General features: G+C 60.8%; 17 protein-coding genes and 1 pseudogene. 7 read left to right on the top strand and 11 right to left on the bottom strand.

The window, feature by feature from the left end:
* Nucleotides 1-6 precede the first annotated feature (6 nt).
* Complete coding sequence (locus J2T55_RS00090; protein ID WP_259053262.1) at nt 7-963, bottom strand: PDR/VanB family oxidoreductase; 957 nt, start codon at nt 961-963, stop codon at nt 7-9.
* Nucleotides 960-1,562 (bottom strand): dimethylamine monooxygenase subunit DmmA family protein, encoded by a 603-nt coding sequence (locus J2T55_RS00085; RefSeq protein WP_259053259.1) that lies wholly within the window; start codon nt 1,560-1,562, stop codon nt 960-962. The genes J2T55_RS00090 and J2T55_RS00085 overlap by 4 nt, the downstream gene beginning before the upstream one ends.
* A gap of 361 nt (nt 1,563-1,923) precedes the next feature.
* Between J2T55_RS00085 and J2T55_RS00080 the strand changes: the two genes are divergently transcribed.
* Nucleotides 1,924-3,882, top strand: coding sequence for a sigma-54-dependent Fis family transcriptional regulator (locus J2T55_RS00080; RefSeq protein ID WP_259053256.1), 1,959 nt, complete (start codon nt 1,924-1,926; stop codon nt 3,880-3,882).
* A gap of 145 nt (nt 3,883-4,027) precedes the next feature.
* Here J2T55_RS00080 and J2T55_RS00075 read toward each other — a convergent pair whose 3' ends face one another.
* The gene (locus J2T55_RS00075; protein ID WP_259053254.1) at nt 4,028-5,239 is read right to left on the bottom strand and encodes a PAS domain-containing protein; all 1,212 of its coding nucleotides are present in this window, start codon (nt 5,237-5,239) and stop codon (nt 4,028-4,030) included.
* Nucleotides 5,240-5,377: 138 nt separating this feature from the next.
* Nucleotides 5,378-6,493 (bottom strand): aminomethyltransferase family protein, encoded by a 1,116-nt coding sequence (locus tag J2T55_RS00070; RefSeq protein WP_259053253.1) that lies wholly within the window; start codon nt 6,491-6,493, stop codon nt 5,378-5,380.
* A 399-nt stretch (nt 6,494-6,892) separates the two neighbouring features.
* On the opposite strand from J2T55_RS00070, the gene recQ reads away from it, so the two are divergent.
* From recQ to J2T55_RS00045, 5 genes are all read left to right on the top strand, one after another.
* Nucleotides 6,893-8,740, top strand: coding sequence for a DNA helicase RecQ (gene recQ, locus J2T55_RS00065; protein ID WP_259053251.1), 1,848 nt, complete (start codon nt 6,893-6,895; stop codon nt 8,738-8,740).
* Between the two features lie 436 nt (nt 8,741-9,176).
* Nucleotides 9,177-9,674 carry a hypothetical protein gene (locus tag J2T55_RS00060; RefSeq protein ID WP_259053249.1) on the top strand — a complete coding sequence of 166 codons (498 nt, stop codon included), beginning with the start codon at nt 9,177-9,179 and terminating at the stop codon, nt 9,672-9,674.
* An 88-nt stretch (nt 9,675-9,762) separates the two neighbouring features.
* Nucleotides 9,763-10,113, top strand: a complete 351-nt coding sequence (locus J2T55_RS00055; RefSeq protein WP_259053247.1) for a hypothetical protein — start codon at nt 9,763-9,765, stop codon at nt 10,111-10,113.
* The gene (locus J2T55_RS00050; RefSeq protein WP_259053245.1) at nt 10,110-10,463 is read left to right on the top strand and encodes a DUF2513 domain-containing protein; all 354 of its coding nucleotides are present in this window, start codon (nt 10,110-10,112) and stop codon (nt 10,461-10,463) included. Before J2T55_RS00055 ends, J2T55_RS00050 begins: the two co-directional genes overlap by 4 nt.
* A 75-nt stretch (nt 10,464-10,538) precedes the next feature.
* Nucleotides 10,539-11,051 carry a hypothetical protein gene (locus tag J2T55_RS00045; protein WP_259053243.1) on the top strand — a complete coding sequence of 171 codons (513 nt, stop codon included), beginning with the start codon at nt 10,539-10,541 and terminating at the stop codon, nt 11,049-11,051.
* A gap of 30 nt (nt 11,052-11,081) precedes the next feature.
* Here the strand turns inward: J2T55_RS00045 and J2T55_RS00040 are convergent, their stop codons facing one another.
* Nucleotides 11,082-11,783, bottom strand: a complete 702-nt coding sequence (locus tag J2T55_RS00040) for a transposase (RefSeq protein WP_259053241.1) — start codon at nt 11,781-11,783, stop codon at nt 11,082-11,084.
* Nucleotides 11,784-12,179: 396 nt separating this feature from the next.
* Here J2T55_RS00040 and J2T55_RS00035 point away from each other — a divergent pair, with 396 nt between their 5' ends.
* The gene (locus J2T55_RS00035; RefSeq protein ID WP_259053238.1) at nt 12,180-12,518 is read left to right on the top strand and encodes a hypothetical protein; all 339 of its coding nucleotides are present in this window, start codon (nt 12,180-12,182) and stop codon (nt 12,516-12,518) included.
* 994 nt (nt 12,519-13,512) lie between these two features.
* On the opposite strand, the pseudogene J2T55_RS00030 reads toward J2T55_RS00035, so the two are convergent.
* The 6 genes and pseudogenes from J2T55_RS00030 to J2T55_RS00005 form a co-directional block, all read right to left on the bottom strand.
* Nucleotides 13,513-13,866, bottom strand: a pseudogene (locus tag J2T55_RS00030) (ribonucleoside-diphosphate reductase, adenosylcobalamin-dependent); the annotation flags it as partial.
* An 85-nt stretch (nt 13,867-13,951) separates the two neighbouring features.
* On the bottom strand, nt 13,952-14,893 hold the full coding sequence (gene hflC, locus J2T55_RS00025; protein ID WP_259053236.1) for a protease modulator HflC: 942 nt from the start codon (nt 14,891-14,893) through the stop codon (nt 13,952-13,954).
* Nucleotides 14,890-15,942, bottom strand: coding sequence for an FtsH protease activity modulator HflK (hflK, locus tag J2T55_RS00020; RefSeq protein WP_259053234.1), 1,053 nt, complete (start codon nt 15,940-15,942; stop codon nt 14,890-14,892). Before hflK ends, hflC begins: the two co-directional genes overlap by 4 nt.
* Nucleotides 15,943-16,235: 293 nt before the next feature.
* Nucleotides 16,236-17,702: a mechanosensitive ion channel gene (locus J2T55_RS00015; RefSeq protein WP_259053232.1), complete on the bottom strand. Its 1,467-nt coding sequence runs from the start codon at nt 17,700-17,702 to the stop codon at nt 16,236-16,238.
* 320 nt (nt 17,703-18,022) lie between these two features.
* On the bottom strand, nt 18,023-22,042 hold the full coding sequence (locus J2T55_RS00010; RefSeq protein WP_259053230.1) for an LAGLIDADG family homing endonuclease: 4,020 nt from the start codon (nt 22,040-22,042) through the stop codon (nt 18,023-18,025).
* A 327-nt stretch (nt 22,043-22,369) separates the two neighbouring features.
* Nucleotides 22,370-23,869, bottom strand: coding sequence for a protein adenylyltransferase SelO (locus J2T55_RS00005; protein ID WP_321170916.1), 1,500 nt, complete (start codon nt 23,867-23,869; stop codon nt 22,370-22,372).
* Between the last annotated feature and the right edge of the window lie 355 nt (nt 23,870-24,224).

Here is a 24,224-nt window from a genome sequence, read left to right as displayed (position 1 = left end):
GGCGGTTTACAGGTCCAGTACCAGGCGCTCGGAGCGCGCCCTGGAAACGCAGATCATCATGCGTTCATTGCTGGCCTTGACCTCGTCGGACAGAAAATGATCGTTGTGGTCGATGTCGCCTTCGAGCACGACCGTTTCACATTCGCCGCAGACGCCGCCGCGGCACAGGCAGTTCGGTTCCAGCCCGGCCTGCTCCAGCGTCTCCAGCACCGTTGCGCTGCCGGCGACTTCCAGGCTGCGGCCGCTTTTGGCCAGCTCAACCGTGAACGGTTTGCCCACCGGCGGCGCCGCGAATTCCTCGTAGTGAATGCAGCTCTCCGGCCAGCCGAGGCGCCGCGCGGTGTCAGTCACGGCCTCCAGCAGGCCCTTCGGTCCGCAGACGTAAAGATGCGTACCCAGGGGCTGGTCGGCGAGCAGCCGCGCCGGATTGAGGGTCACGCCGTTATCGCTTTCGTAGCAATGCAGGTGATCGCTGTAGTGGTCCTGCAGATAATCGTGAAACGCGGCGTTGTCCTGGTTACGGAAGGCGTAATGCATCTGGTAATCGGCCTGCATGCGCTCGAGCTCGTGCAGCTGGGCGAGAAACGGCGTAATGCCGATGCCGCCGGCGATCAACAGGTGCCGGCGCGCCAGCGGGTGGAGCGCAAACATGTTGGTCGGCGCCGAGATATCCAGTTCATCACCAATGCTGACCCGCTCGTGCATGTACAGCGAGCCGCCGCGACCTTCGTCCTCGCGCCGCACGGATACCTGGTAGTAGTCCAGTTCGAACGGCGAACTCATCAGCGAATACGGGTTGCGATACGGACGCTCGTCGCCGGGCATGGTGACAACGACGTGACTGCCGGCGGAAAACCGCGGCAGCGTCGCGCCGTTTCGCGGCTCGAAAGTAAACGTTTTGACAAACGGCGTGACGGTTTCAACGTTGGCCACGCGGACCGGTATGTGGGCGGGATGACTCATGCGTACACCTCCTCGATCTCGGGCAGTTCGCCGGGGTTTTCAGCGTCGACGCACACCGACTGGTAAGCGCCCAGAAGACGCGAGAAATGATCGCGGACGAACACGTGCAGCCCGCAACCGGGGCACTGGTAGACATTCGTGGTGACGTCATCCGCTATGGTCTTGCAATGCACGCAGCTGACCGGCCGGGCCTGCGTACCGCAGCGTTCCTTCTGGATGGCGTCCTCGCTCAGACCGGCTTCGCGGGCGATCGCCACCACGCGCCAGATAAAACCTTCGCTGCCGGCGACGTACAGGCGCAGTCCCATGCGGGCCGCAGCCAGGCGTCGCGCCAGCACGCTTTCCAGACCCACGCGGTTGACGAACACGGCCACCGCCTCGCGGGCCAGCTCGTTCACCGTGCCAATCCACCGGCGATCCTCGTCGGGGTGATAAAGAATGTCATAGTCTGCGTCCGGGTCACCGGCGGCGTCCCAGGCGTGGCAGAATCGCACCAGCGCCTCGGCGCCGGCGCCCTCGGCGACCAGGAGATGGTGCGAACCATCCAGGTCGGGTCGCAGATCGCTGTAGACGGGTCTGCTCTTGATGCCTTCAATCATTGTTAAAACCTCCCACTGAACTCCAGCTGCGTATTGCCGGGCACGGCAGGACGCATGCTTCACTTATAGGAAAATATTTTTACTATAATTTCACATACAATTAATATGCCAGTCACAGCGACGGCCTTTTGTGTCACACCCGACCGGCGTCGGGGCGCACAATCGTCTCCGGATAATAAAATAACTATTTGATTCATATAATTTATTAGGGATTTCCCCCGATAATGCCCCAGGCGGCCGGGTTACAAGGGCGGGTTGAAGGGGGTGACAAACGCATGCAAATGATCACACTCTGTACCATGAACGGAACATTTGTACTGCGTCACAACCGCATGGCCCTGCCCCGGGACAGGGCAGAACGATGAGCCGACAGACCGCCAGCCATGCTGACTTCGTGCGCGCGGTCGTGGCCGGCCGGCAAAAGCTGGCGGCCCAGCACGTCAGCCGATCCTGGGGGCGCTGCCTGAACGAGCACGGCCTGGACCCGGGCGCGGAGGCCGACGTCAACCGCGTGCCCGGCGAACAATTGCAGGCCCGCCAGGAACAGCTGGCCGATCTGCTGACCATCAGCCAGCGCGTGATCACCAACCTGCAACGCTACACCGCCGGCACCGGCCACGTGTTGCTGCTGGCGGACCCGCAGGGCGTGATCCTCAACTACTCCGGCGATCCCGACTTCAACAGCCACGCCCGCCAGCACGGCCTGGCGCTGGGCGCGCTCTGGGACGAACCCAACCGCGGCACCAATGCCCTCGGGACCTGCCTGGTTGAAGGCGAACCATTGATCATCCGCGGCCAGGAACACTTTCTGACCCGCTACCAGACCCTCGGTGGCGCCGCCGCAGCGCTGTACGATCCGGCCGGCGAGCTGCTGGGTGTTTTAGCCGCCTGCAGCAAACCCGATCACATCGCCGATCACACGCTCGTGCTGCTGGAAATGCTCGCCGAGCAGATCGAGGACCGCTACCTGCTTACAACGCAATCCACGGCGCTGACCGTGCGTTTTCACAACCACGTCGAACAGCTGCAGGTTCCGGGCGAAGGCCTGATCGCCATCAATAACGAGGGGTACATAACGGCCGCCAATCGCAGCGCCGCCTATCAGCTCGGCCATGCCGGCGTGGCGGAACTGCTCGGCCGCAATATCGGCGAGGTGTTCAACGTGACGCCGGAATCGCTGAACGAACCGGGCCATGACAATCGCCCGCGGACCCTCTACGAAGCCGGTCATGGCCGCCGCTTCTACGCCCTGGTGCATCCGCCCGAGGCAACGGCTCGCACCGGTCGGCGGCAGGCTGCGGCCACAGCGGCAACCGCGCCGGGCGGCGCCCGTCACAGCGACGGCAGTGTCGCGCTTGAGGATCTGGCGTTCGACGACCCGAGCATGCAGCGCAACATCCAGCAGGCCCGGCGCGTGGTGAACCACGACATTCCCGTGCTGCTGTACGGCGAAACCGGCACTGGCAAGGAACTGTTCGCGAAAGCCCTGCACAACGCCAGCGGCCGTGCCAACGCCCCCTACATCGCGGTGAACTGCGCCTCGATACCGGAGACCCTGATCGAGAGCGAGCTGTTCGGCTACAAGGGCGGCGCCTTCACCGGTGCGCGCCGCGAGGGCAGCCGCGGCAAGATCGTCCAGGCCGACGGCGGCACGCTGTTTCTCGACGAGATCGGGGACATGCCCCTGTCACTGCAGAGCCGGCTGCTGCGGGTGCTGGAAGAGCGCGAAGTCCTGCCGCTGGGCGGCGACCAGCCGGTCAAGGTCGACATCCGCCTGATCAGCGCCACGCACCGCGATCTGCCGGCGATGATCGCGGCCGGCGAGTTTCGCGAAGACCTGTACTACCGGCTGGAAGGTATTCCGATCACGCTGCCGGCATTGCGCGATCGCCAGGACAAGCGCCAGTTGATAGAACAGCTGCTGACCCTGGAAAACCAGGGTCAGCCGATCGCCATAGAAGAAGACGCCCTGCACCAGCTCGAGGCCTACGACTGGCCCGGCAACCTGCGCCAGCTGTGCAACGTGTTGCGCACCCTGCTGGTACTGCACGACGGCGAGCGCATTACAGTGGCGGACCTGCCCGCCAACGTCTGCCCCGTTCCTGTGCCGACACCGCCGGCCGACACAACCCGGGAAGAAGACACCGCGCCGACAAACATCAATCCGCTGCAGTCGGCCGAGCGCCAGGCGCTGCTGCAATCACTGGAACAGGACTACTGGAACATCACCCGTGTCGCACGACGCTTCAACGTCAGCCGCAATACCATCTACCGCAAGATGCGCGCCTTCAACATCAAACCACCGCGCGAACAGCAGTAATTAATCCAGGCACCCAGGCCGTCACCAAACGCACACAACCTCAGAATCCGTCACCCCGGAAGCCACAGGCTATCCGGGGTCCATGACAACGAAGACAGGATCCCGGATAACAGCTACGCCGTTTCCGGGATGACGGATTGCCGGGTTACGAACCGGCGGTCGTCGTGTCCGGCTTGATGCCGGCGCGGTACATCGAACTGTCGAGTTCGGTGATGAAACCTTCCAGCTCGGTAACGCTGCCGTCCTCGGCGAAGACGCCCGAGCCCTGGTCCCAGACCAGCTTTTCCTGGCCGCCGGCGGTAATGATGCGGTAGACCACGCGGAACGGCCGGTGCTCGGCCACGGCGCGCTCGACCTCGGCGACCGCCGCGTCGCGATCATCGGCATGCACCAGATCGCCGTAGGCGATCTTGCGACTGTAGAGCAGTTCCGACGACGCGTAACCGGTCAGCTGCGCGCAGCCGTCACTGACGAAGTACATGTCCCATTCGCGCGTGTGACTGCAGCGATAGGCCATGCCCTGCAGGTTGCTGACCAGCGTCGCCAGCGAGCGCTGGCCCTCGCGGATGCGGAACTCGGCGCGCTTGCTGTCGGTGATGTCGACGATGAAACCCTCGATCATCGGCTCGGCGCCGTCGTAGATGCCGACGCCGTGCTCCCAGACCCACTTCTCGGTCTGGTGGCCGGCACGAATGCGATAGGTCAATTGATAACAGCGCTGTTCGCCGAGGGCCGAATGCAGTTCCTGCCAGACGCGGGCGCGGTCGTCACGATGAATCAAATCACGATAATTGACCGAGCCGCCCGCCTGCAGCTGTTGCGGTGGATAGCCGGTCAATGTCCGGCCACCCTGGCTGACCAGCGTCATGTCCCAGTCGCCGCTGGCGCGGCCGCGATAGGCCAGCCCCGGGAAACCGTCGAGCAGGCGCGCGAGCATGGTGTCGTCGGCCGCCACGGCCGGCGGCGGCGCAGCCATGCCGGCGGCTTCCGGCTGCAGGGTACAGATCAGCCAGCAGCGATCCGGACGCGGCAACTGGCGCACACTGATCCGCAGGCGCGACCGCGCACCGCCGGTATCGCGGAACTGCAGCGTGCGCTTCAGCAGGTCGTGCTGCCCGGCCGCGTCGGCCAGCAATTGCCGTAATGACGCCTGTTCGGCTGCCGGCAAGCTGCCCGCCAGCGACGTTGCCGTGGCAATGGATTCACCCAGCAGATCATGGGCCGCGGCATTGGCGAACACGGTCCGGCCGTCATCATCACAGACGACCACCGCACTGCCGATAGCCTCGAGCAGCGCGAACAGCGCGTGATCCGGTTCGTTACGCATGGCCTCGGCCAACGAGCGGCTGGACATCATGATCTCTCCGGCATGCAGCGTGGCATGCCATGGCACAAACAGAACGCCCCGTCGTAACGGGGCGCGATTAGACAAATCATAGAACAACCGCGCCGTGTCGCGCCATCTCCGGCAACGACAAGCGCGGTTGCACGACCTTTACTTGAGGCCGTTGGTACGCAGACGCATGGGATCATAGAACGGCGTACGCACGACGGTGGCCGGATAACGCTTGCCACCATGTTCCACTTCCAGGGCGGTACCGAGGTCCGCCGCCTCATGGGCCAGGTGCACCAGCGCGATCGACTGCACCAGGTGCTGGCTGAAGGTCGGGCTGTTGACGCGGCCGACTTCCTTGCCATCCTTGTAGATGGTGTCACCCACTTCCATCGCTTCCGTGTGATCGACCGAGATACCGGCCTGCTTGAAGCGCTCCTTGCCCTTGGACGCCATGACTGCATCCTTGCCGCGGTAGTCGCCCTTGTCGGACACCGACCAGCCGTAGTTGATTTCCCACGGCGTGGTGTCGCCTTCCGGCATGTCGAACGGGAAGAACAACAGGCCGGCTTCCACGCGTGAAATATCCAGCGCGTTCCAGGAACACGGCATAACGCCCTCGTCCTCACCGGAATCGAGGATCGAATCCCAGATTTCCAGCGCATCGGCGGCGTGGCAATAGATCTCGTAGCCCAGTTCGCCGGAGTAGCCGCCGCGGCCGATGATCACCGACTTGCCGAACAGCTTCGCCGGCGTGTGATGGAAATACTTCAGATCGGCTAGGTTGACGTCGGCTTCGGCATCAAGAATCGCCAGCGAGCGCGGTCCCTGCAGCGACAGGATATGCGTGTCGTTGTCGTCCTCGATGGTGACGTCGCGGCCTTCGGCGCTGGCGTCGAGGTTCTCGGGCGTGGCGCCTTCACCATGGGTGAGGCGGAAATGATCCGGACCATCGCGACTGATCATGATATCGTCGACGATATGGCCCTGGTCGTTGAGCTCGCAACCGAGCGCGGCCTGGCCGGGCTTGAGCGCCGTGCAGTCGCAGGTCACCAGGTGATCGACCACCGCTTCGGCGTCCGGACCCTTGACGTGCTTCACGTACAGACCCGAGACATCGTAGAGTCCCGCCCAGGTGCGCATGACAGCGATCTCGACGTAGGGATCGGTGTGATAGTCCCAGGGCATGACCATGCTGTTCCACATTTCGCCATCCAGGTTGCAACCCAGCTGGCGATGACGTTCATCGAGTACGGATTCTCTCGTCGGGCTTGCCATTACTCTATTCCTCCGGTTATTCCTTATGGGCGCCCCGTGCGGGGCATTCATGTTCGTGCAGACCGGCAACTCCCCGGCCACCGGGCCACGCGGCACGGCAGCCCTTGTGGGCCTGCAGTCAGTGGCAACAGGAAATGCAATGGCAATGCCAATAGCGTTATTATTCAGTAAAACAATCGTTTACAGGCACAAACCGGTTGCGTTGCCGGCTGCAACCGTCTAAAAGAACGGGTCATTGCGGACCGCCGCGGTACAGTCTGTACTGTATATGGAACACTTGGTCCGGCTACGGACACAGGGACGGCAACAATGAAGGCAGCGACAACACCAACCCACGCGCGCGATTATTAAACATGAATCTGTTACAACAGCCGCCTTCCTTCTGTAGCCCAGCCGAACATGCCTGAAGCCGTCGCCAGCACATCCCCGACGACACCGGAGACGCTGCTGCGCGACGTCTTCGGCCTGCGCGAGTTTCGCGGCCAGCAACGCGCCGTCATCGACGCCATTGTCGAAGGCTGCAACGCGCTGGTGCTCATGCCCACCGGCGGCGGCAAGTCATTGTGTTACCAGATCCCGGCATTGCTGCGGCCGGGCACGGCGGTGGTGGTGTCGCCGCTGATCGCGTTGATGCGCGACCAGGTCGCGGCGCTGGAACGCTACGGCGTGCGCGCCGCCTGCCTGCATACCGGTCTCGACGACGACGATCGCCGCGCCATCGAGCAGCAACTGGACGCCGGCGAGCTCGACCTGCTCTACCTCGCACCGGAACGACTGCTCAGTGCATCGATGCTGGCGCGACTGGAACGCATCGACCTGGCCCTGTTCGCCATCGACGAGGCCCACTGCGTGTCGCAGTGGGGTCACGCCTTCCGACCCGAGTACATGCAGCTCAGCCAGCTGGGCGAGCGCTTCCCGGCGGTGCCGCGACTGGCGCTGACCGCCACCGCCGACGCGCGCACCCGCGGCGAAATCCAGCAGCAATTACTCGACGACGACGCCGGCTGTTTCATCGACAGCTTCGACCGGCCCAACATCCATTACCAGGTCGGCATCAAGGATCGCGCCAACGACCAGCTGCTGGCGTTCATTAGAAAGAACCACCCGAACGATGCCGGCATCGTCTACTGCCTGAGCCGCAAGCGCACCGAGGCGGTGGCCGAGTGGCTGACGAACCAGGGACTGACCGCGCTGCCCTACCACGCCGGCCTGTCGGCGCAGGCGCGCGAGGACTGCCAGACGCGTTTCCTGCGCGAGGACGGCATTATTATTGTTGCCACGGTCGCCTTCGGCATGGGCATCGACAAGCCGGACGTGCGCTTCGTCGCGCATCTCGATCTGCCCAAGAGCCTGGAGGCGTACTACCAGGAAACCGGCCGTGCCGGCCGCGACGGCCAGCCCGCCAATGCCTGGCTGGTGTATTCGCTGCAGGACATCGTCCAGGTGCGCCAGCTCATCGCCCGCTCCGAGGTCAACGCCAACCAGCAGCAGGTCGAGCGCGAACGGCTCGAGACGCTGCTGGCCTTCTGCGAAAGCCGCGCCTGCCGCCATCAGGAACTGCTGCGCTACTTCGGCGAGAGCCATCCCGGCGACTGCGGCCAGTGCGACAACTGTCAGTCACCGCCGGAAAGCTGGGACGCGACCGAGGCGGCGCGCAAGGCATTGTCCTGCGTCTACCGCAGCGGCCAGCGCTTCGGCGCTGCCCATACCAGCGATATATTGGTAGGCCACAAGAGCCCGCGCGTGGCCCAGCTCGGCCACGACAAGCTGAGCACGTTCGGCATCGGCAGCGAACACCCGCGCGCGACGTGGCTCTCGGTCATCCGGCAGCTGCTCGCGCGCGGTCACCTGCAGACCGACGCCGACGGCCACGGCGGCCTGCAACTGTCTGATAGCTGCAGACCACTCCTGCGCGGCGAGGAAAGCCTGCTGCTGCGCCGCGACCAGCTGCCGCGGAAGAAACACAGCCGCAGCGATCAAGCCGACGACGACCGACCCGCGAACGACCCGGCCTGGGAAGCTCTGCGCCAGTGCCGGCGCGACCTGGCACAGAAAGAAGGCGTGCCGCCCTACGTCATATTCCACGACGCGACGTTAGCGGCGATGCTGCGCCACGCCCCCACCACACTGGATGAACTGGCGCAGGTGCCGGGCATCGGCCAGCACAAGCTGAAGCAATACGGCCGCATCTTCCTGCGCGTGTTAACGACACTCGACGAGGATGATGCTTTGCCGGTTGCTGAGTGACACCGCTACCAGTATGTCACCGCACTGCATGGCCATCACCGGCACCCACAGGAAAAAGCAGAACCTGGAAACAATAGGATTTTGCGTGGTTTCAGCCTGGTAGCGCCAAGCAGAAAGCTATAAGCAGGAATGTCGCGCTGCATCATCCGAGCATCACATTGACGCTATGGTCCCTATGAGCAACCATTAATTACTAAGGTCATGACACCAGAATCAGGGGGATGGGAAATCATCAACGTGGTGACGCGCGAGAAAACGCGTTATACGTGTCTGGTTTTCTCTTCTGTTATTTGTCCGATTTTGCTCTAAGACACTCATTAAAGGCACGTATAAACAACAACATGGAGCATTAACATTGATGTTAGATCCCAAAATTGGGGTGATTTATTACGCCATTTAGGGCATCGAATTTAAGTTATATGCCAAAGGAGGGTCTGTGGTTCAGCTAGCCGATATTGAAAGGATCGCTCCTGGTGTTGCGAACCTGTCGCCTGAAGAGCATGAAGCGCTGCAAAGGTTTACGCTGCTCTGGACGCTGTTCGAGGCTCAAATGTTGGGGAGCAATGCATCCGTCAGGAAGATTTCTGAGAAAGTCGAAAATGCTGAGCCGGAGATCATTCGCGGCGGTTGGTTCGCTGAACATTTAGACTACTTCTCCAACCGATATGTTGATGGCGGTAATACGAACCAACGCTTTGAGAATCTCCATCTACGTAACAATGACAACCCCGATTTGGTGCGTATGGTGCTAACCGGTGAGAATGTAGATTCAGCTTCTCAGCTGATCGGTTGCCTGATCATAGTTTATCGTTTCAGAAATAATTTCTTTCATGGCGTCAAGTGGGCATACGATCTGCACGACCAGTTTGAAAATTTTACGCATTCAGCATGCCTGCTAAGAAAGTTCTTGGAGAGGGTGCCGAATGGCATATAACAATCACATTAAATTCGCTCCCTACGGTCGCCGGACGCTCGTTCCTCGCGCCGTTTATGTGAAGCGTTATGCATAAGGAGGTAATGCCATGCGCAGGATGAATCCGCTAGTTTTGGTGGCCTTGTTAGCTCTGTTCGGTTGCGGGCAAGCCGCAGAGAATTTGTCAATCGATGGCGCGGAGGTAGCAGGATTTGAGAAGGACGAGCAGCAGATTTTTCAGATGGTTGGCGCTAATGATGGATGGAGCGGCGAGTGGGCTGGAGACAGGGTTGAGTTATATGAGTTCAGTGATCATGGCTCCGTTAATCATGAGGCGTTTGAGGCTTCAGTGCAGCCAAACAACATTTCCGGCTGGGTTGAAATGTGTGTGGTTCGAAATCTGTTGATGCTAAGCAAAGGCGATAATGCGTGCCGAGAATTGGAGAGGCTGGCTGAATGAAACGTGATATCGAGCTCGCTCGGGATATTCTGGTTGCGCTAGAAGAGCTGGAAAGCTTTGATGAGCCTGTCATTCCAGATATACCGGATCGATCGAAGCACGAGGTTGTCTACCACATTAAGCTTTTGTTCGAGGCCGGTCTTATCGATGCGCAGAACTGGTCGACAGATGATGGTCCTGAGTGGGTGGCGACCTCTTTGACATCCGCGGGGCATGACTTCCTTGATGCGGCCAGGAACAATACTATTTGGGAAAAGGCCAAGAGTATTGTTGTAGAGCGCGGGTCTGCGCTCACGATTGAGACGCTAAAGATCGCTCTCTCGCAGGTGGTCCGGGGTGCGTTGTCGTGATTTTATGCATAACAATGCCTTGCAGCCGACAGCGGCTTCGCTACGCTATGCCGCTGCTGGCTGAAGACAGGCGTTATGCCGCTTAAGATGGCACTGTCGCCAACCGATTTCATTGCCTTGGCCGCCTTACTTGTCGCGGTGCTTTCCACAATCTACTCTCGTGGCGCACGGAACGCGGCTAAGCGAGCTAACGAGATTTCCACGCGAGAAAGCCGGCGGCCTCTTCGACTGCAGGTGTTTCAGGCGATGCACCACTTTTCGCACTACTGCTCCACGTACTGGACGTTGTATCACATGGGAGAGGTTAGACGCAGCCGGAAACTGGCGGCTCGGATCGACACGTTCAAGTGGGAGATCGAACAGCACGGACATCTCGAGATGCCTGACGTAGAAGACAAAGCAAAGCAGTTCGTTCAGAACGCCTGGAAGATGCAGAGGCTCGTTGATCGAATTGACGGAGAGAAGAATAATTCGCACGATCGCCAGTACTCCACGGCGGAAGAAAACATCGAGGCACTTGTAGACTGGTTTGCAGAGGAAAACCGTGAACTCAAATCACTGTTCCAGCCTTACCTGTCCGCGGCATAGAAGGAAAGGGGAAAAAGGGGTCGGAGTGATTTAATCTTCGCCAGTTGATGGACTGCTCGGTCTGCCTCGCTGACGCTTGCCGATGGGTCGTCCTTGCATGGCCTCAATCTCATCCCTAAACCGGCTATTGCCGAGGGGATAATTATACGTCAGACACGCCTGCAACTCGTGTATGTCGGTGTCTGGAAGTTGATTGCGGAATAACGCTCGGTAAGCGAGCTGGCGCTCGGTGGATGATGCGCCCAGTGCCTGATATACCAATTGTTGACTGATGAGATTATCCGTTTTGCCCCAGGCATTGTGGTGATAAGAAGTCCATGGATACTGCTCCGGTCTTTCCACCATGCCCGCTGTGACCGGGTTCAATTCTATATAGCGCATGCAGGTGAGCAGATAATTGTCCGCCTGCACCAGACTGGCCTTGTGGCGACCCTCCCAGAGGGTGACGCTACGTCGGTAGGTCTTGTTAATATAGCCAACATACTGACGACCGAGGTATTGCATTAGACGCGAAATCCCTGTTTCATCCTGGGGTGTGAGCAGGAGATGAACATGGTTGGTCATCAGCACATAGGCATGCAGTTGGACGCCATAGCGGCGCAGGCCCCGGCCGAGGCAGTCGAGATAGAAGTGATAATCGTCCTCGGCGAAGAAGCAGGCGTTCCGATTGTTCCCACGCTGGACCAGATGGACCGGAATATGGGGTAGATACATCCGTGGCTTACGGGGCATGGCAGTTCCTTTGCCGTGTATGGAGCCAAGTGTCAGAGTAACGAATAACTGATGAAAATTAAATCACTCCGACCCCTTAATTCCTGGAACCGAATGGTTACCGGCCACCGGTCGAACTGGAACAGCAGTACCATGAAACCCTGAACCGTCAGGCCATTTCCGCCTGACTCACACAAATCAGTCTCCGGGACAACCGGGGCGGTTCACTTCTTGCAATTATTTCGCCTGTTGCAAATTGTTTTATTAACATAGACTCTGTACCCATTCGTGGATTCCCTAACATCTCAAATCTGCGTAAAAGGATGAGCTAAATGACGGCTAACTATGCATGCAATTCGGACGCCGGCAAAGTCGGCGCCGGTTAATGAAAACGCTAGTTGTACAAAAGGAGAAAATGTGAAGAAATTATTTTTGTTGCCAATTGCTGGCTTAGTTGTGTCTTGCACCATGACTGGCGACATTGTCCCTACCGGGCCAGATTCATACATGATTAGCACGGTAGCCTGTCCAGCTTGTGGCGGAACCACAAAATCAACAACTATGGCTTATAAAGAGGCTGGAGAGTTCTGCATGTCTCAAGGTAAGCGTTTATTGAAATCCAGCATGACAAATGACCGGTGGTTCAATGAAGCAGGTGAAACGGTTCTTGAGTTTCGCTGTCTTGATGAAGATCATCCTGCTTTCATCCGTGCTGATGAACGGAGAGATAGCGATATTATTATCGAGCATCGTTAAAGGTAGCTTTCCGTAGCAGAAATAAAAGAGATTACGTGTTCATGCGGTTATATCGCATCCGCTTATTACCGAGAAGAAGACAACCCTTATTCCTCCTATGGGATTTGGACCTTCAACAACCTTGATTGCATTTCAAAACAAGTAGAGAAACCAGTTCAAATGAGCTACTCGGAGGCAGTGCGTGCAACAAAACCTAAGTGTCCGGCGTGTAGCGCGGAAGTCAGCTAACAAAGCCATCAAATTCGCTCTCTGCCGCCGGGCGCTCGTTCCTCGCGCCGTTTATGGCGGGCGTTAGATTTCCCGATGCCTCCCCGCAGACGTCAATCCGATGAGTATTCGCAAGACGACTGGGATGGAAGCGATTGGTCCGAAGAGTTCCACGATCCCGAACTCACCGATCCATATCGTCTGGGCCAAGGTTCGCGGCCCGATCCAGAACACGCAGCGTTCGTACAAGGTACGGAAACTGACGAAGGGCCCTATACACTTGAATGGTCATTTTCGATATCATCGAATTTCCGGGAGAAGAATGGATACCGATGCCAGAGGTGTAAGGCAGACTTGAAAGACTGCCGAGAACTTCTGCATGTGCATCACCACGATAGAAATCCCAAGAACAACTATGAATCGAATTTGAGTGCACTATGCGCTCTATGCCACAGTTCGTTGGATGGCCATAAATTTATGTTCAACAAGATCACGGCAGGTGACATAGATAAAATCGTTGCGCGGAGGCCGAAATAGTGAAATCTAACCATCGGTTCGAGGCGGACGCATTACAGCGGGCCTTCCTCTAGCGGCTTCGCATTTTCACTTCCGACAAGCCCGCTGTAACGCGCCGCTCAACTGAACGTTGAGCGTCATCGGAAACAGGGAAGGTGGAGTTATGGCAATACCAAAAGAATAAAAGGGGTCGGAGTAATTTAATTCGTGCATAACAAAATGCTGCTAGAGACAAACCTGCGCTGCGCCTCGGTTTTTCCAGAGCAAAGCGTTAGCCACATCCCCCCATAGCACCACAGGCGGTGCAGAAGTCACAGCCGTCCTTTTTGATGACGGCGTAGTTGCCGCATTCGGTGCAGCCGCGGCCGGGCATGACTTCCTGGGCGCCGGCGTTGCGTAGCGGCACGACGTTGTCATGGTCCTGGCTGTAGGCGAGCACGCCCATGGCGTCCATCGGATAGCCTTCCTCGTCGAGGATGCCGAGCATGGCGTAGCGGTGGATCACCAGTCGGGCGATATAGGCCACCGTCGACGGGTAGCTGGCCTGGCGATCGGCACCGGGCACCCAGGCGAGGAAATCGCCCTGCGGTTCGGCGTAGCTGAGCAGCTGGCGCAGCTTGGCGCCGGAGTGACTAAATTGGCAGGGTATCCCGGCTTTTCAAAGAAACCCGCCATGCCAGGCTTTGTGGCACGGCGGGTCGCGGTCCTGTTTACTGGCGCTGGGATTCTTCCAGATAACGGAAAAAGTCCGAGTCCGAGCGCAGCATAAGGGTGCTGTTCTCGCCCAGGGCGCGGTAGCTTTCCAGGGTGCGGAAGAAGGCGTAGAACTCCGGATCGGCACCGAAGGCCTGACCGTAGATCCGCGTGGCTTCGGCGTCGGCCTCACCACGGATTTCTTCGGCCGTTTTGGCCGCTTCGGACTGGATGCGGCGGAGATCGCGTTCCATGTTGCCGAGGATTTCCTGGCTGCGACCACGGCCTTCAGAGCGGAAGCGCTCGGCGATGGACTGGCGCTCGGCAATCATGCGGCTTTCCACCTGTTTTCTGACAGACTGGATATAGTTCACGCGCTTGATCCGCACGTCGTCGAGCTTGATGCCGAGGTCGGGCATGGACTGTCGTGCCCGCTCCAGGATTTCGCGCTCCAGCAGTTCACGACCCAGCTTCGGCTGTTCTTCCAGGTTGACGTCGCTGCGCTCGGCCAGTGCCGGATCATCCAGGTTATCCATGTCGACTTCCCAGTCCTGTGAACGGACGATTTCCTCGAGTTCGGTGGAGGAAACCATGTCGCGGACGACCGAGTCGATGATGTCATCCAGGCGCGTACGCGCACCGGCTTCGTCACGCACGCTGGTGAGAAACAGCAGCGGGTCGGTGATCTGCCAGCGCGCGGTGGTGTCGACGAGTATGAACTCACGCCCCAGGGTAGGAATCTGCGTGACGTCGCCATCCCAGACCAGCAGGCGCTTGTCGAAATAGCGCACGTCCTGCCAGGGCAACTTGACCTTGAGGCCCGGTTCATTGATGACATCGCCGATGGGTTCGCCGAATTGAACGACGATGGCCTGTTTGGCTTCATCCACGGTATAGAGCATGGTAGAGCCGAGAATGGCGGCAATGGCCACTATGATGGCAAGCAATGTCGTTTTCATTGGTCACCTCCAATGGCCTGGCGACCTTGACGGTTCACATCCAGCAAAGGCAATGGCCCGACCTGTCCGTCTTGAACAACCAGGACCTGGCCTATGTTGGGCAGGATATCGTTAAGCGTTTCCAGGTAGAGCCGCGTACGCGTCACTTCCGGTACCTGGCGATACTCGCGTAATACGGCGGAAAAGCGCGTGCTCTCACCCTCGGCCCGATTGACACGCTCCGTCGCATAGCCTTCGGCTTCGGCAACGGTTCGCAGAGCGGTACCCTCAGCGTTGGGGATTCTCTGGTTTACCTGTTTCTGGGCCTCATTAATCATACGCTCGCGTTCCTGGCGGGCTTCGTTGACTTCGTTGAAGGCGGGCTGTACGGCCGGCGGCGGGACCACATCCTGCATCTCCACCGTATTGATGTGGATGCCAGTGTCGTAGCCGCTGAGGATTTCCTGGATTTCGGTGGTCGCCTGCTTCTGGATTTCCACCCGACCGATGGTCAGCACCTCGGAGCCGAGCATGTTGCCGACGATGCGGCGCATGACGGATTCCGCGATGTCGCGCAGAGTTCGGGTCGGTTCGCGCGTTTCATAGAGGAACTTGATCGGATCGGCGATGCGGTACTGCACGACCCATTCCACGTCGATCATGTTGAGATCGCCTGTCAGCATGAGCGACTCGTCCTCGAAGGCCTGCTCGCTGTAGTTCGTACGACCACTGCTGTGCGTGCCCTGGGTACGGAAACCGAATTCCTGCTTCAATACGCGTTCAGTGGCGACCAGTTGCACCTGATCCACGCCGAACGGGATCTTGAAGTGCAGGCCAGGATCGGTAATACCGATCACGGCACCGAAGCGCTTGACCACCGCCCGCTCTTCGGGCTGAACCGTGTAAAAGCAGGTCAGGCCAGCCCAGACCAGCAGGATGAGAATGACAACACCGATGCCGCTACTGAGGCCCTTGCCGGACGGCAGTCGGCGCGTGAATTTTTTCATCAACTCGAACAGATCGGGTGGTCCGGGTTGCCCGCGACCATTGCCTTTTACCGATTGAATCATGCCTGCCCCCTCTTGAATCGAACGGCCAGTCTACGCGTCCAGAACGCTCCGGAACAGCGCCTATCGTTTACAACGAATGCCAAGGGAACTGGGGAGGAAACTGGGGGCAGAGTCAGGTTCAGATCTCAGCCGTCCTTCTTGATGACGGCGTAATTGCTACACTCCGAACAGCCGCGGCCGGCATGCCTTCCCTGGCGCCGGCGTTACGCTGCTGCACCACGTTGTCGTGGAATGTTAGAACCGGCCTCCTTCCTGCGAGGCCGATTCTTTCCTGGTTTGGATAGCCGTAATGACTATTCCTTGCGCAGTTTACTCAGCCAGTATTCCATCTGTTTACCGGCCGCCTCGCGGCCGCCCAGACCGAAAGACAGGGCCACGGCGATGGCAACGGCGCCGAGTGTCAGGCCGAAGGCCAGGTTGACGATGTCATTGGCAATACCCATCGAGCGCAGGCCCATGGCAATCACGAGCGTCAGAATAGCCACCCGGGCCAGACCGGCCAGTGCCCTGGAATCCTCACCACTGACACGCATAATGCCCTGGTGAATGAGATTGGCCAGCCAGAAGCCGACAACCAGGATGATGGCACCAATCACGATCTGACCGCCGAACTCGATGAACATCGAGACAATCTCGCTAACCTGATCGAAACCGAGACTGTTGGCGGCTTCGACCGTTGCGAACAACATGGCGAAGAACACGATGATACGACCGACCAGGGTCGCCGGTGTCAGGCTGCTGTCGAAGACACCCGCCAAGCCGATTTTTTCCGGCAGGGTGTTGAACTGCATGCTGTCCAGCAGATTAACGACCAGCCCTGCAACCAGCCTGGCGACATAGTAGGTCACGAAGATGATAATGACCGCTGCGAACAGGTTCGGGATGGTATTAAGGATGACACCCAGCATTTCTGTTGCCGGTTCGGAGATTGCGCGTATCTCCAGCGCATTCAGCGCCGCAATGAGCGCCGGAATGAAGATGAAGATGAACACCAGGATGCCGGCCAGCCGCGAGACACTGAAATCCTCATTCAGCCCGGCCTTTTGACCCAGTCTGTCGGCGCCGGTTGCCATAAGCAGGTTGGTGACCAGATCACGCAATACCTTGGCGACATACCAGCCGACCACACCCAGCACCGCGCCGGCAAAGATATTCGGAATAAACGCCAGTACCTTGTCCAGCATGCGCTCTACCGGGGCCAGCAATCCCTGCAGTTCGAAGGCGCTCAGTATCGCGGGTAAAAACAGCAGGATGACAAACCAGTAGAGTGCATTTGAAAGATTGTCACTGACTGAGCTGATCCCGGCCTCACTGGATAGCTTCTCATCGAGACTGGTCGAGGTAAGTGTCTTATTGATGAGAAAACGGATAGCCGATGCCACCAGCCAGGCAACAAGAATCAACAACGTGCCGCCGATGAGATTCGGCATGTAATCGAATATCTGGGTCGCCAGCGCATTCAGTGGCGTCGAAACCACTTGCATGCTGAGCACGTCCAGAATCGCAATCGCCGTCACCAGAATGACCAGCCAGAACAGACCGGCTGATATGCCCGACTCCAGATCAACGTCAGGCTTGGTGTGGGCCTCCTTGGTGATGCGCTGGTTCAGCTTGAGGGCGGCGAGTGCTTTTTGACTGCCGGCGCGAATGATAATGGCCAGTATCCAGCCGACCGCCAGTACGATAACAGCACCCAGAATGCGGGGCAGTTGCATGCCCATGACTTCCTGAAATGATGAAAAAGTTGAGCCTGCGTCCACGGCAATTCCCCTTATTCTTTGTATTGATTTGATTGAATACAAGTCAACCACAGGCCTGAACCAGTGGCTGAATGTTCATCAATCCTGTGCCCAACCATACAGAGATATCCCCCCCAGGGGCAAACCGGGGTGTGGTATTAGCGCGACAAATTGGCTTTATTTTTTCAATTAAATCAGAAAGTTAAAAAGTCTTAATGGTTATGAATAGATGAAGTGGATCCATTCTTTTGGACAGCTTGAGGGCCTTGCCAAGCTGTAACCCTCGGTTTTAATGACTCAAGCTGCCATCGCCAGGAGTATGGCCGAGCGCAGTGCTAACGTTAGCCACACCCACCCATAGCACCGCAGGCGGTGCAGAAGTCACAGCCGTCCTTTTTGATGACGGCGTAGTTGCCGCATTCGGTGCAGCCGCGGCCGGGCATGACTTCCTGGGCGCCGGCGTTGCGTAGCGGCACGACGTTGTCATGGTCCTGGCTGTAGGCGAGCACGCCCATGGCGTCCATCGGATAGCCTTCCTCGTCGAGGATGCCGAGCATGGCGTAGCGGTGGATCACCAGTCGGGCGATATAGGCCACCGTCGACGGGTAGCTGGCCTGGCGATCGGCACCGGGCACCCAGGCGAGGAAATCGCCCTGCGGTTCGGCGTAGCTGAGCAGCTGGCGCAGCTTGGCGCCGGCCCAGGCCGGGTCGATGATGCGCATGTCGAATGACAGGCTCTTCGCCAGGCCGTCCAGCGAGCGCGGGTAGACCCCGGAGAGCCACAGCGAGTACGGCCGCCGCTGGCCGTCCGGCAGCACCAGTTCCTTGACGCCCAGCATGAAGTCGTCGCCGGTCGCCGGGTTGTTGATGTCGACAGTCCAAGACAGCGTGCCGTCGGTGCCGGTTTTCGGTTCCTTGGCGCTCATCAGCGCGTTCAGCACCGGCGTGTCGCCGTCGTCGTTCAGTGCGCCCAGCGCCTCGCAGCGGTACTGCACCAGACGCGCGAACGCGGCCACCAGTGACGGCAGGCGCATGACCTCGCCGTCCGGCGGCATGGGCATGTCGAAGGCGTCGTCGGCAGACAGCTTGCCCAGCGACTCGAGCTTGGCCTTCAGCCAGGCGCGGTCAGCGGAGCGCATGTCCATCGACAGTGACTTGGCCAGCGCGCCGAGGCCGCGCGGCTGTTCGGCGCCGTTGACCCAAACCTCGAACGGCTGTTCGCGGCCGTCGCCGCCCGACAGCTGACCGATGAACACGGCGAACGAGCTGTTCGGGTGATCGATGAGATACGTCCACGCCATGTTGCCGGCGGCCGGCCGCGGCCGCTTGTGCCAGCGCAGGCTGGCGAGCGGCGGTTCCGGCACTTCGTCGAGCCGCAGGCGGCGGTCCGGGTCCGACTCGTCCATGTCGCTGACCTGTTCGGTCTTACTGTCGTGGGTTGACAGCACGGCGCCGCGCACGTCGCTGGGCCGGTAGGTCGCCAGGCCCTTGGCGTTGTGTTTCCAGGACTCCGTGTACAGCTGCTTGAAGTCCTCGTACGGATAGTCGCCCGGCACGTTCACGGTCTTCGAGATCGCCGAGTCGACGTACGGTGCGATCACCGACACCATTTTCTGGTGGTCGGCCGCCGACATCTCCAGCGCGGTGACCCACTCGGGACCGAGCTGCGGCTTGAGCGCCATGAGCCAGTCGCCGATGGCCTCGCCCGGGCGCGGATCGGCAATGCCCTTGACGTGACGGAACACGCGCAGGGCGTGATCCTCGACCAGGTAGTCGCGGTGTGTGTCGTCGTGCTGGCGCACGCGGCGGTTGTAGGCCAGCGCGAACGGCGGCTCGATACCGTTCGAGGCGTTGTCCGCCAGCGCCAGACTGATGGTGCCGGTCGGCGCGATGGACAGCAGGTGACTGTTGCGGATGCCGTGTTCGGCAATGGCCTTACGCAGATCCTCGGGCAGACGTTGGGTGAAGGCCGAGGCCAGGTACTTGTCCGCGTCGAACAGCGGGAAGGCGCCCTTCTCGCGCGCCAGCTCCACCGACGCCCAATAGGCGGCGTCACGCTCGGCGGCAATAATCTGCTCGGCCTTGTCGCGCGCGGCCTGGGTGTTGTACGGCAGGCCCAGCATGATGAGCGCGTCGCCGAGGCCGAGGAAGCCGAGACCGATGCGGCGCTTGTTCATCGCCTCCTCGCGCTGCGACTCGAGCGGCCAGTAGGTCGCATCGAGGACGTTGTCGAGCATGCGCGTGGCCGTCGCCACCACTTCGCTGAACGCATCGAAGTCGAAGCGCGCCTCCGGCGTGAAGGGATCGCGCACGAACCGCGTCAAGTCGGGGCTGCCGAGATCGCAGCAGCCGTACGGCGGCAGCATCTGCTCGCCGCAGTTGTGCACGTACAGGCCGTTGGCGTCGAAGGCATGCACGTTCGGCACCTGGACGTCGTAGACGGTCTCGGTGCCGTCGGCCTCGAGGCTGTCGACGGTGGCGTACCAGCGCGGCCGGTTGATGTTGCGGCGGTAGCTGCCCAGCGCGCGGCGCAGACGCTCGGCGCGGGCGGTATCGTTGAAGCCGATGCGCTCGGCGAATCGCGGCAGGTGGCCGCCGCTGATGACCAGATCGTGCTGCGCACGGCAGTCGTATTCGGCCTGGCCGCCCTTGCCGTCCGGTAGCTGGGCGCGGCGGGCCGGCCGGCGCTCGCGGTAAATGGTACTGCCGATGCCGAGCCGGCCGAGCATGCGCTGCACGGCTTCCAGCGTCGCCAGGTCCGACTGCGCGAGACGCACGCTCACGCCCTTGACCTGCGTGCCCTGAACGCTGCCGTCGCTGTCGAACAGGCCGCGCAGAAAGCCGGTATAGAAATCGCTGGAGACGCGTTCGATCGCCGGCGTCACGGCCTTGCGGCCGGGCGCCATGCCGAAGCGGCCGGCGAGATCGCGCAATGAGGTGGAGTTCAAACGGAATTCGTTGCGACCCTCGATCGCGTGCCAGCCGCCGAAGTCGGAGCGATGCGGCAGGCTGCGCGCGGCCGTCTCGGCGGCGCGCATGACGGCATTGCCGGGCAGCGTGCCGTCGGCGGCGGGTGCGACCGCTTCGTCCCAGACCGACAGGGTCGCGGTCTGCGCCTTGAGCGTGCCATCACCCAGCAGCAGGCCGAGCAGGTAACCCTCGTCGGCGTTCGACTCGCCGGCCCAGGCGATGTCGGCGCCGTGGTCGTGCAATATCACCCGGTCACCGGCCTGCAGATCGCCGGCCGCTACCCATTCGCTGCGCGGCAGCGCGTTGCGGGCGGCCGGCTCGACCCGGCGCAGCACGGGATGATCGGCGGTCAGGCGCAGGCTCTGGCCCTCGCGCGTCATCAGCCGCAGCACCGGCTTGTCGCCGGTGACGAAGAAGCCAGCATCGGTGGAGCGCTGGCGCCGGCCGTTGACCAGCAGGTCGACCGGGCGGCCGATCAGCTCGTGCACCTGGCGCGGGCCTTCCGCCGTGTGCACCCAGGTGTCGCCGGTGACGCAGGGATTCACCGCCTCGATGGTTTCGGCGTACCAGAGGTTGTTATCGGCGTTGACGCGATCGAGGAAGATGACGCCCGGCTCGGCAAAGTCGTAGGTCTGCTCCATGATCGTGTCCCACAGATCGCGGGCGCGGATCGTGCGGTAGACCCAGCGGCCGTCGTCGAGCTGATAGGCGCCCTCGGCCTTGAGTTCGTCGCTGGGCTCGGCCTTGTGCAGCAGCGGCCAGTCGCGATCCTGTTCGACCGCTTCCATGAACGGGTCGCTGACACCCACCGAGATGTTGAACTGGGTCAGTTCGCCCTGCTGGCTCTTGGCGACGACGAACTGCTCGATGTCGGGATGATCGCAGCGCAGGATGCCCATCTGCGCGCCGCGCCGGGCGCCGGCCGACTCGACCGTCTTGCACATGCTGTCGAACATGCGCATGTAGGAGATCGGCCCCGAGGCGGTCGAGCGGGTCTTGCGCACGATGCCGTTGCGCGGCCGGATGCGCGAGAAGTCGTAGCCGACGCCGCCGCCGCGGCGCATGGTCTCGGCGGCCTCGGCCAGCGCGTCGGTGATGCCGGGATAGCCATCGTCATCGATGCCGCGCATGCAGTCGCCGATCGGCTGAACGAAACAGTTGATGAGCGTGGTCTGCAGATCGGTGCCGGCCGCCGAAACGACGCGCCCGGCCGGCACGAAGCCCTGGTCGAGTGCGCGCTGGAATACCGGCTGCCACTTCGCCGGATCGGACTCGACCGCCGCCAGCGAGCGCGCGATGCGATCGTGAATCTGCGACAGATCGGTCTCGCCGTCCTTCATGTACTTGGTATTAAGAACGTCCTGCGAAACGCCCTGGAGTGGTAGATCCATGGTCCCGGTCTCCCCCTGTTGCTTTTACAGGTTATCGATCATGGCAAGGTGTCGAATTCATCGCCGATGGGCCGGCGGCCGGCGGCGCTTCGATTTGCATGAGCGCTTGGGCGAACCGCCGGCCTGCAGAAACAGGGGCGGTGCCGCGCGCCGGTCACGGCCGCATCGGATGATAAGGAAACTGTAACGTGTATGGCCGGCGTTGGCGAGTAAAAACTAAATGTGGGGGTTGCCAGGCAGGATCGCTCTATATCTTGCGACCGGTCTGCCCTGGTTGAAGCGCCGCCATGCGCCCGGCCTACGCCTGTTGGGGCATTGGCCGCCGCATCAGGTTCCGCAGAAGGTGCGCCGGACGCGCTCCTCGGGCGCCGGCGGCGCCATCCAGTCGCGGTCGGCCGGTGCCGGGTCCGCGAACGGCTTGGCCAGCAGCGCGTCGAGCCGGTGGAAGTCACTGAAGTCGCCGTGGGCGACGACCTTGTCGATGGCCTGCTCGATGCGGTGATTGCGCGGGATGATGGCCGGGTTGCTGGCGCGCATTAGCGCGGCCTGGCGGCCCGTGTCGGCCGAATCCTGCTGCAGCCGCTGGGCCCAGCGCGCTGCCCAGTCGTCCCACGCCTGTTCGTTGGTAAAATGCGCGCGCACATCGGCGCGCCCGGGATCCGCGACCGCGTCGGCGAGACCGCGGAACAGCACGGTAAAGTCGACCTGGCTGGTGGCCATGATGGCCAGCAGGTCGTCGATCAGGGCCTGATCGTTGGCGTGTTCGTCGACCAGGCCCAGCTTGGCGCGCATGCGTGTCAGCCAGGCGGTCTGGTGATGCGTCATGAATGCCTCGATGGCTTCCAGCGCCGACGTTTTCGCCTGTTCCTCGTCGTCGTCAATTAGCGGCAGCAGGCACTCGGCCAGCCGCGTGATGTTCCATTGCGCGATGGCGGGCTGCATCTTATAGGCGTAGCGGCCGCCGCGATCGATGGAGCTGAACACCGTCTCCGGGTGGTAATGATCCATGAAGGCGCAGGGGCCGTAGTCGAGCGTTTCGCCACAGATGCTCATGTTATCGGTGTTCATGACGCCGTGTATGAAGCCGATAGCCATCCAGTCGGCAATCAGTTCGGCCTGGCGCTGGCTGACCGCCTCGAGCAGCGCCCGGTAAGGATTGTCGGCGGCGGCAACGTCCGGGTAATGGCGTGCGATCACATGGTCGGCCAGCTGGCGGACACTGTCGGTATCGCCGCGCGCGGCAAAAAACTGGAACGTGCCGACGCGGACATGACTGGCGGCGACCCGCGTCAGCACCGCGCCCGGCAATGGTTCTTCGCGCATGACCGGCTCGCCGGTGGTCACCAGCGCCAGCGCGCGCGTGGTCGGTACGCCGAGCGCGTGCATCGCCTCGCTCAGCAGGTACTCGCGGATCGCCGGACCGGCCGGCGCACGGCCGTCGCCGCCACGGGAGAACGGCGTGCGGCCGGCACCCTTGAGCTGAATATCATGGCGTTCGCCCGCGTCATTGACGACCTCGCCGAGCAGAATCGCACGGCCGTCGCCGAGCTGCGGCACGAAGTTGCCGAACTGATGGCCGGCGTAAGCCGTGGCCAGCGGTGCGGCATCTGCGGGCAGGCAGTTGCCGGCAAACAGCTCGGCCAGGACCGCTTCGTCAGCGTCGCCCAGTTCCAGGCCGATGCCCTCGGCCAACGGCCGGTTGAGCTTCACCAGCGCCGGCTGCGCGACCGGCGTCGGTTCGCAGAGCCGGTAGAACGCCTCGGGCAACTGCGCGTAACTGTTCCGGAAAGCGAACATCGGTCTGGCTGACTGTAACGATGGTGGCACTGCTGACATATTATATAGGGACTCAAACGAAACGAATTGAACAGCACTATCGGACAGTCATTCAGACGCGTCAAACCGATAATCGTGCGCCCGGCAGGGAAATTAGTGTTGACCCGCTCGCCCTTCGGGCCGCCGCCGCTGCGCGGCGACGTTCAGCCGCACGTGGTGCGGCTGTCGAACCTATATTTTTTTGATGGTCGCAGGTTCGAATCCGGCAACCTGCCTCAAGGGAATCTTCAGGAAGCTGGAGTTAAATTGGATGAGCTTCCCGATACATAGGTGACAGCGTATTCCGGAGACATGGGTTACACAATAAAGGCATTTGAGGGAGACCTCCGATGCCCTGGAAAGAGTG

The organism is Methylohalomonas lacus, assembly GCF_024808875.1.
Lineage (GTDB): Bacteria > Pseudomonadota > Gammaproteobacteria > Methylohalomonadales > Methylohalomonadaceae > Methylohalomonas > Methylohalomonas lacus.
Note: the sequence above shows the minus strand (reverse complement) of the source record. Positions and strands in the feature narration are given on the sequence as shown.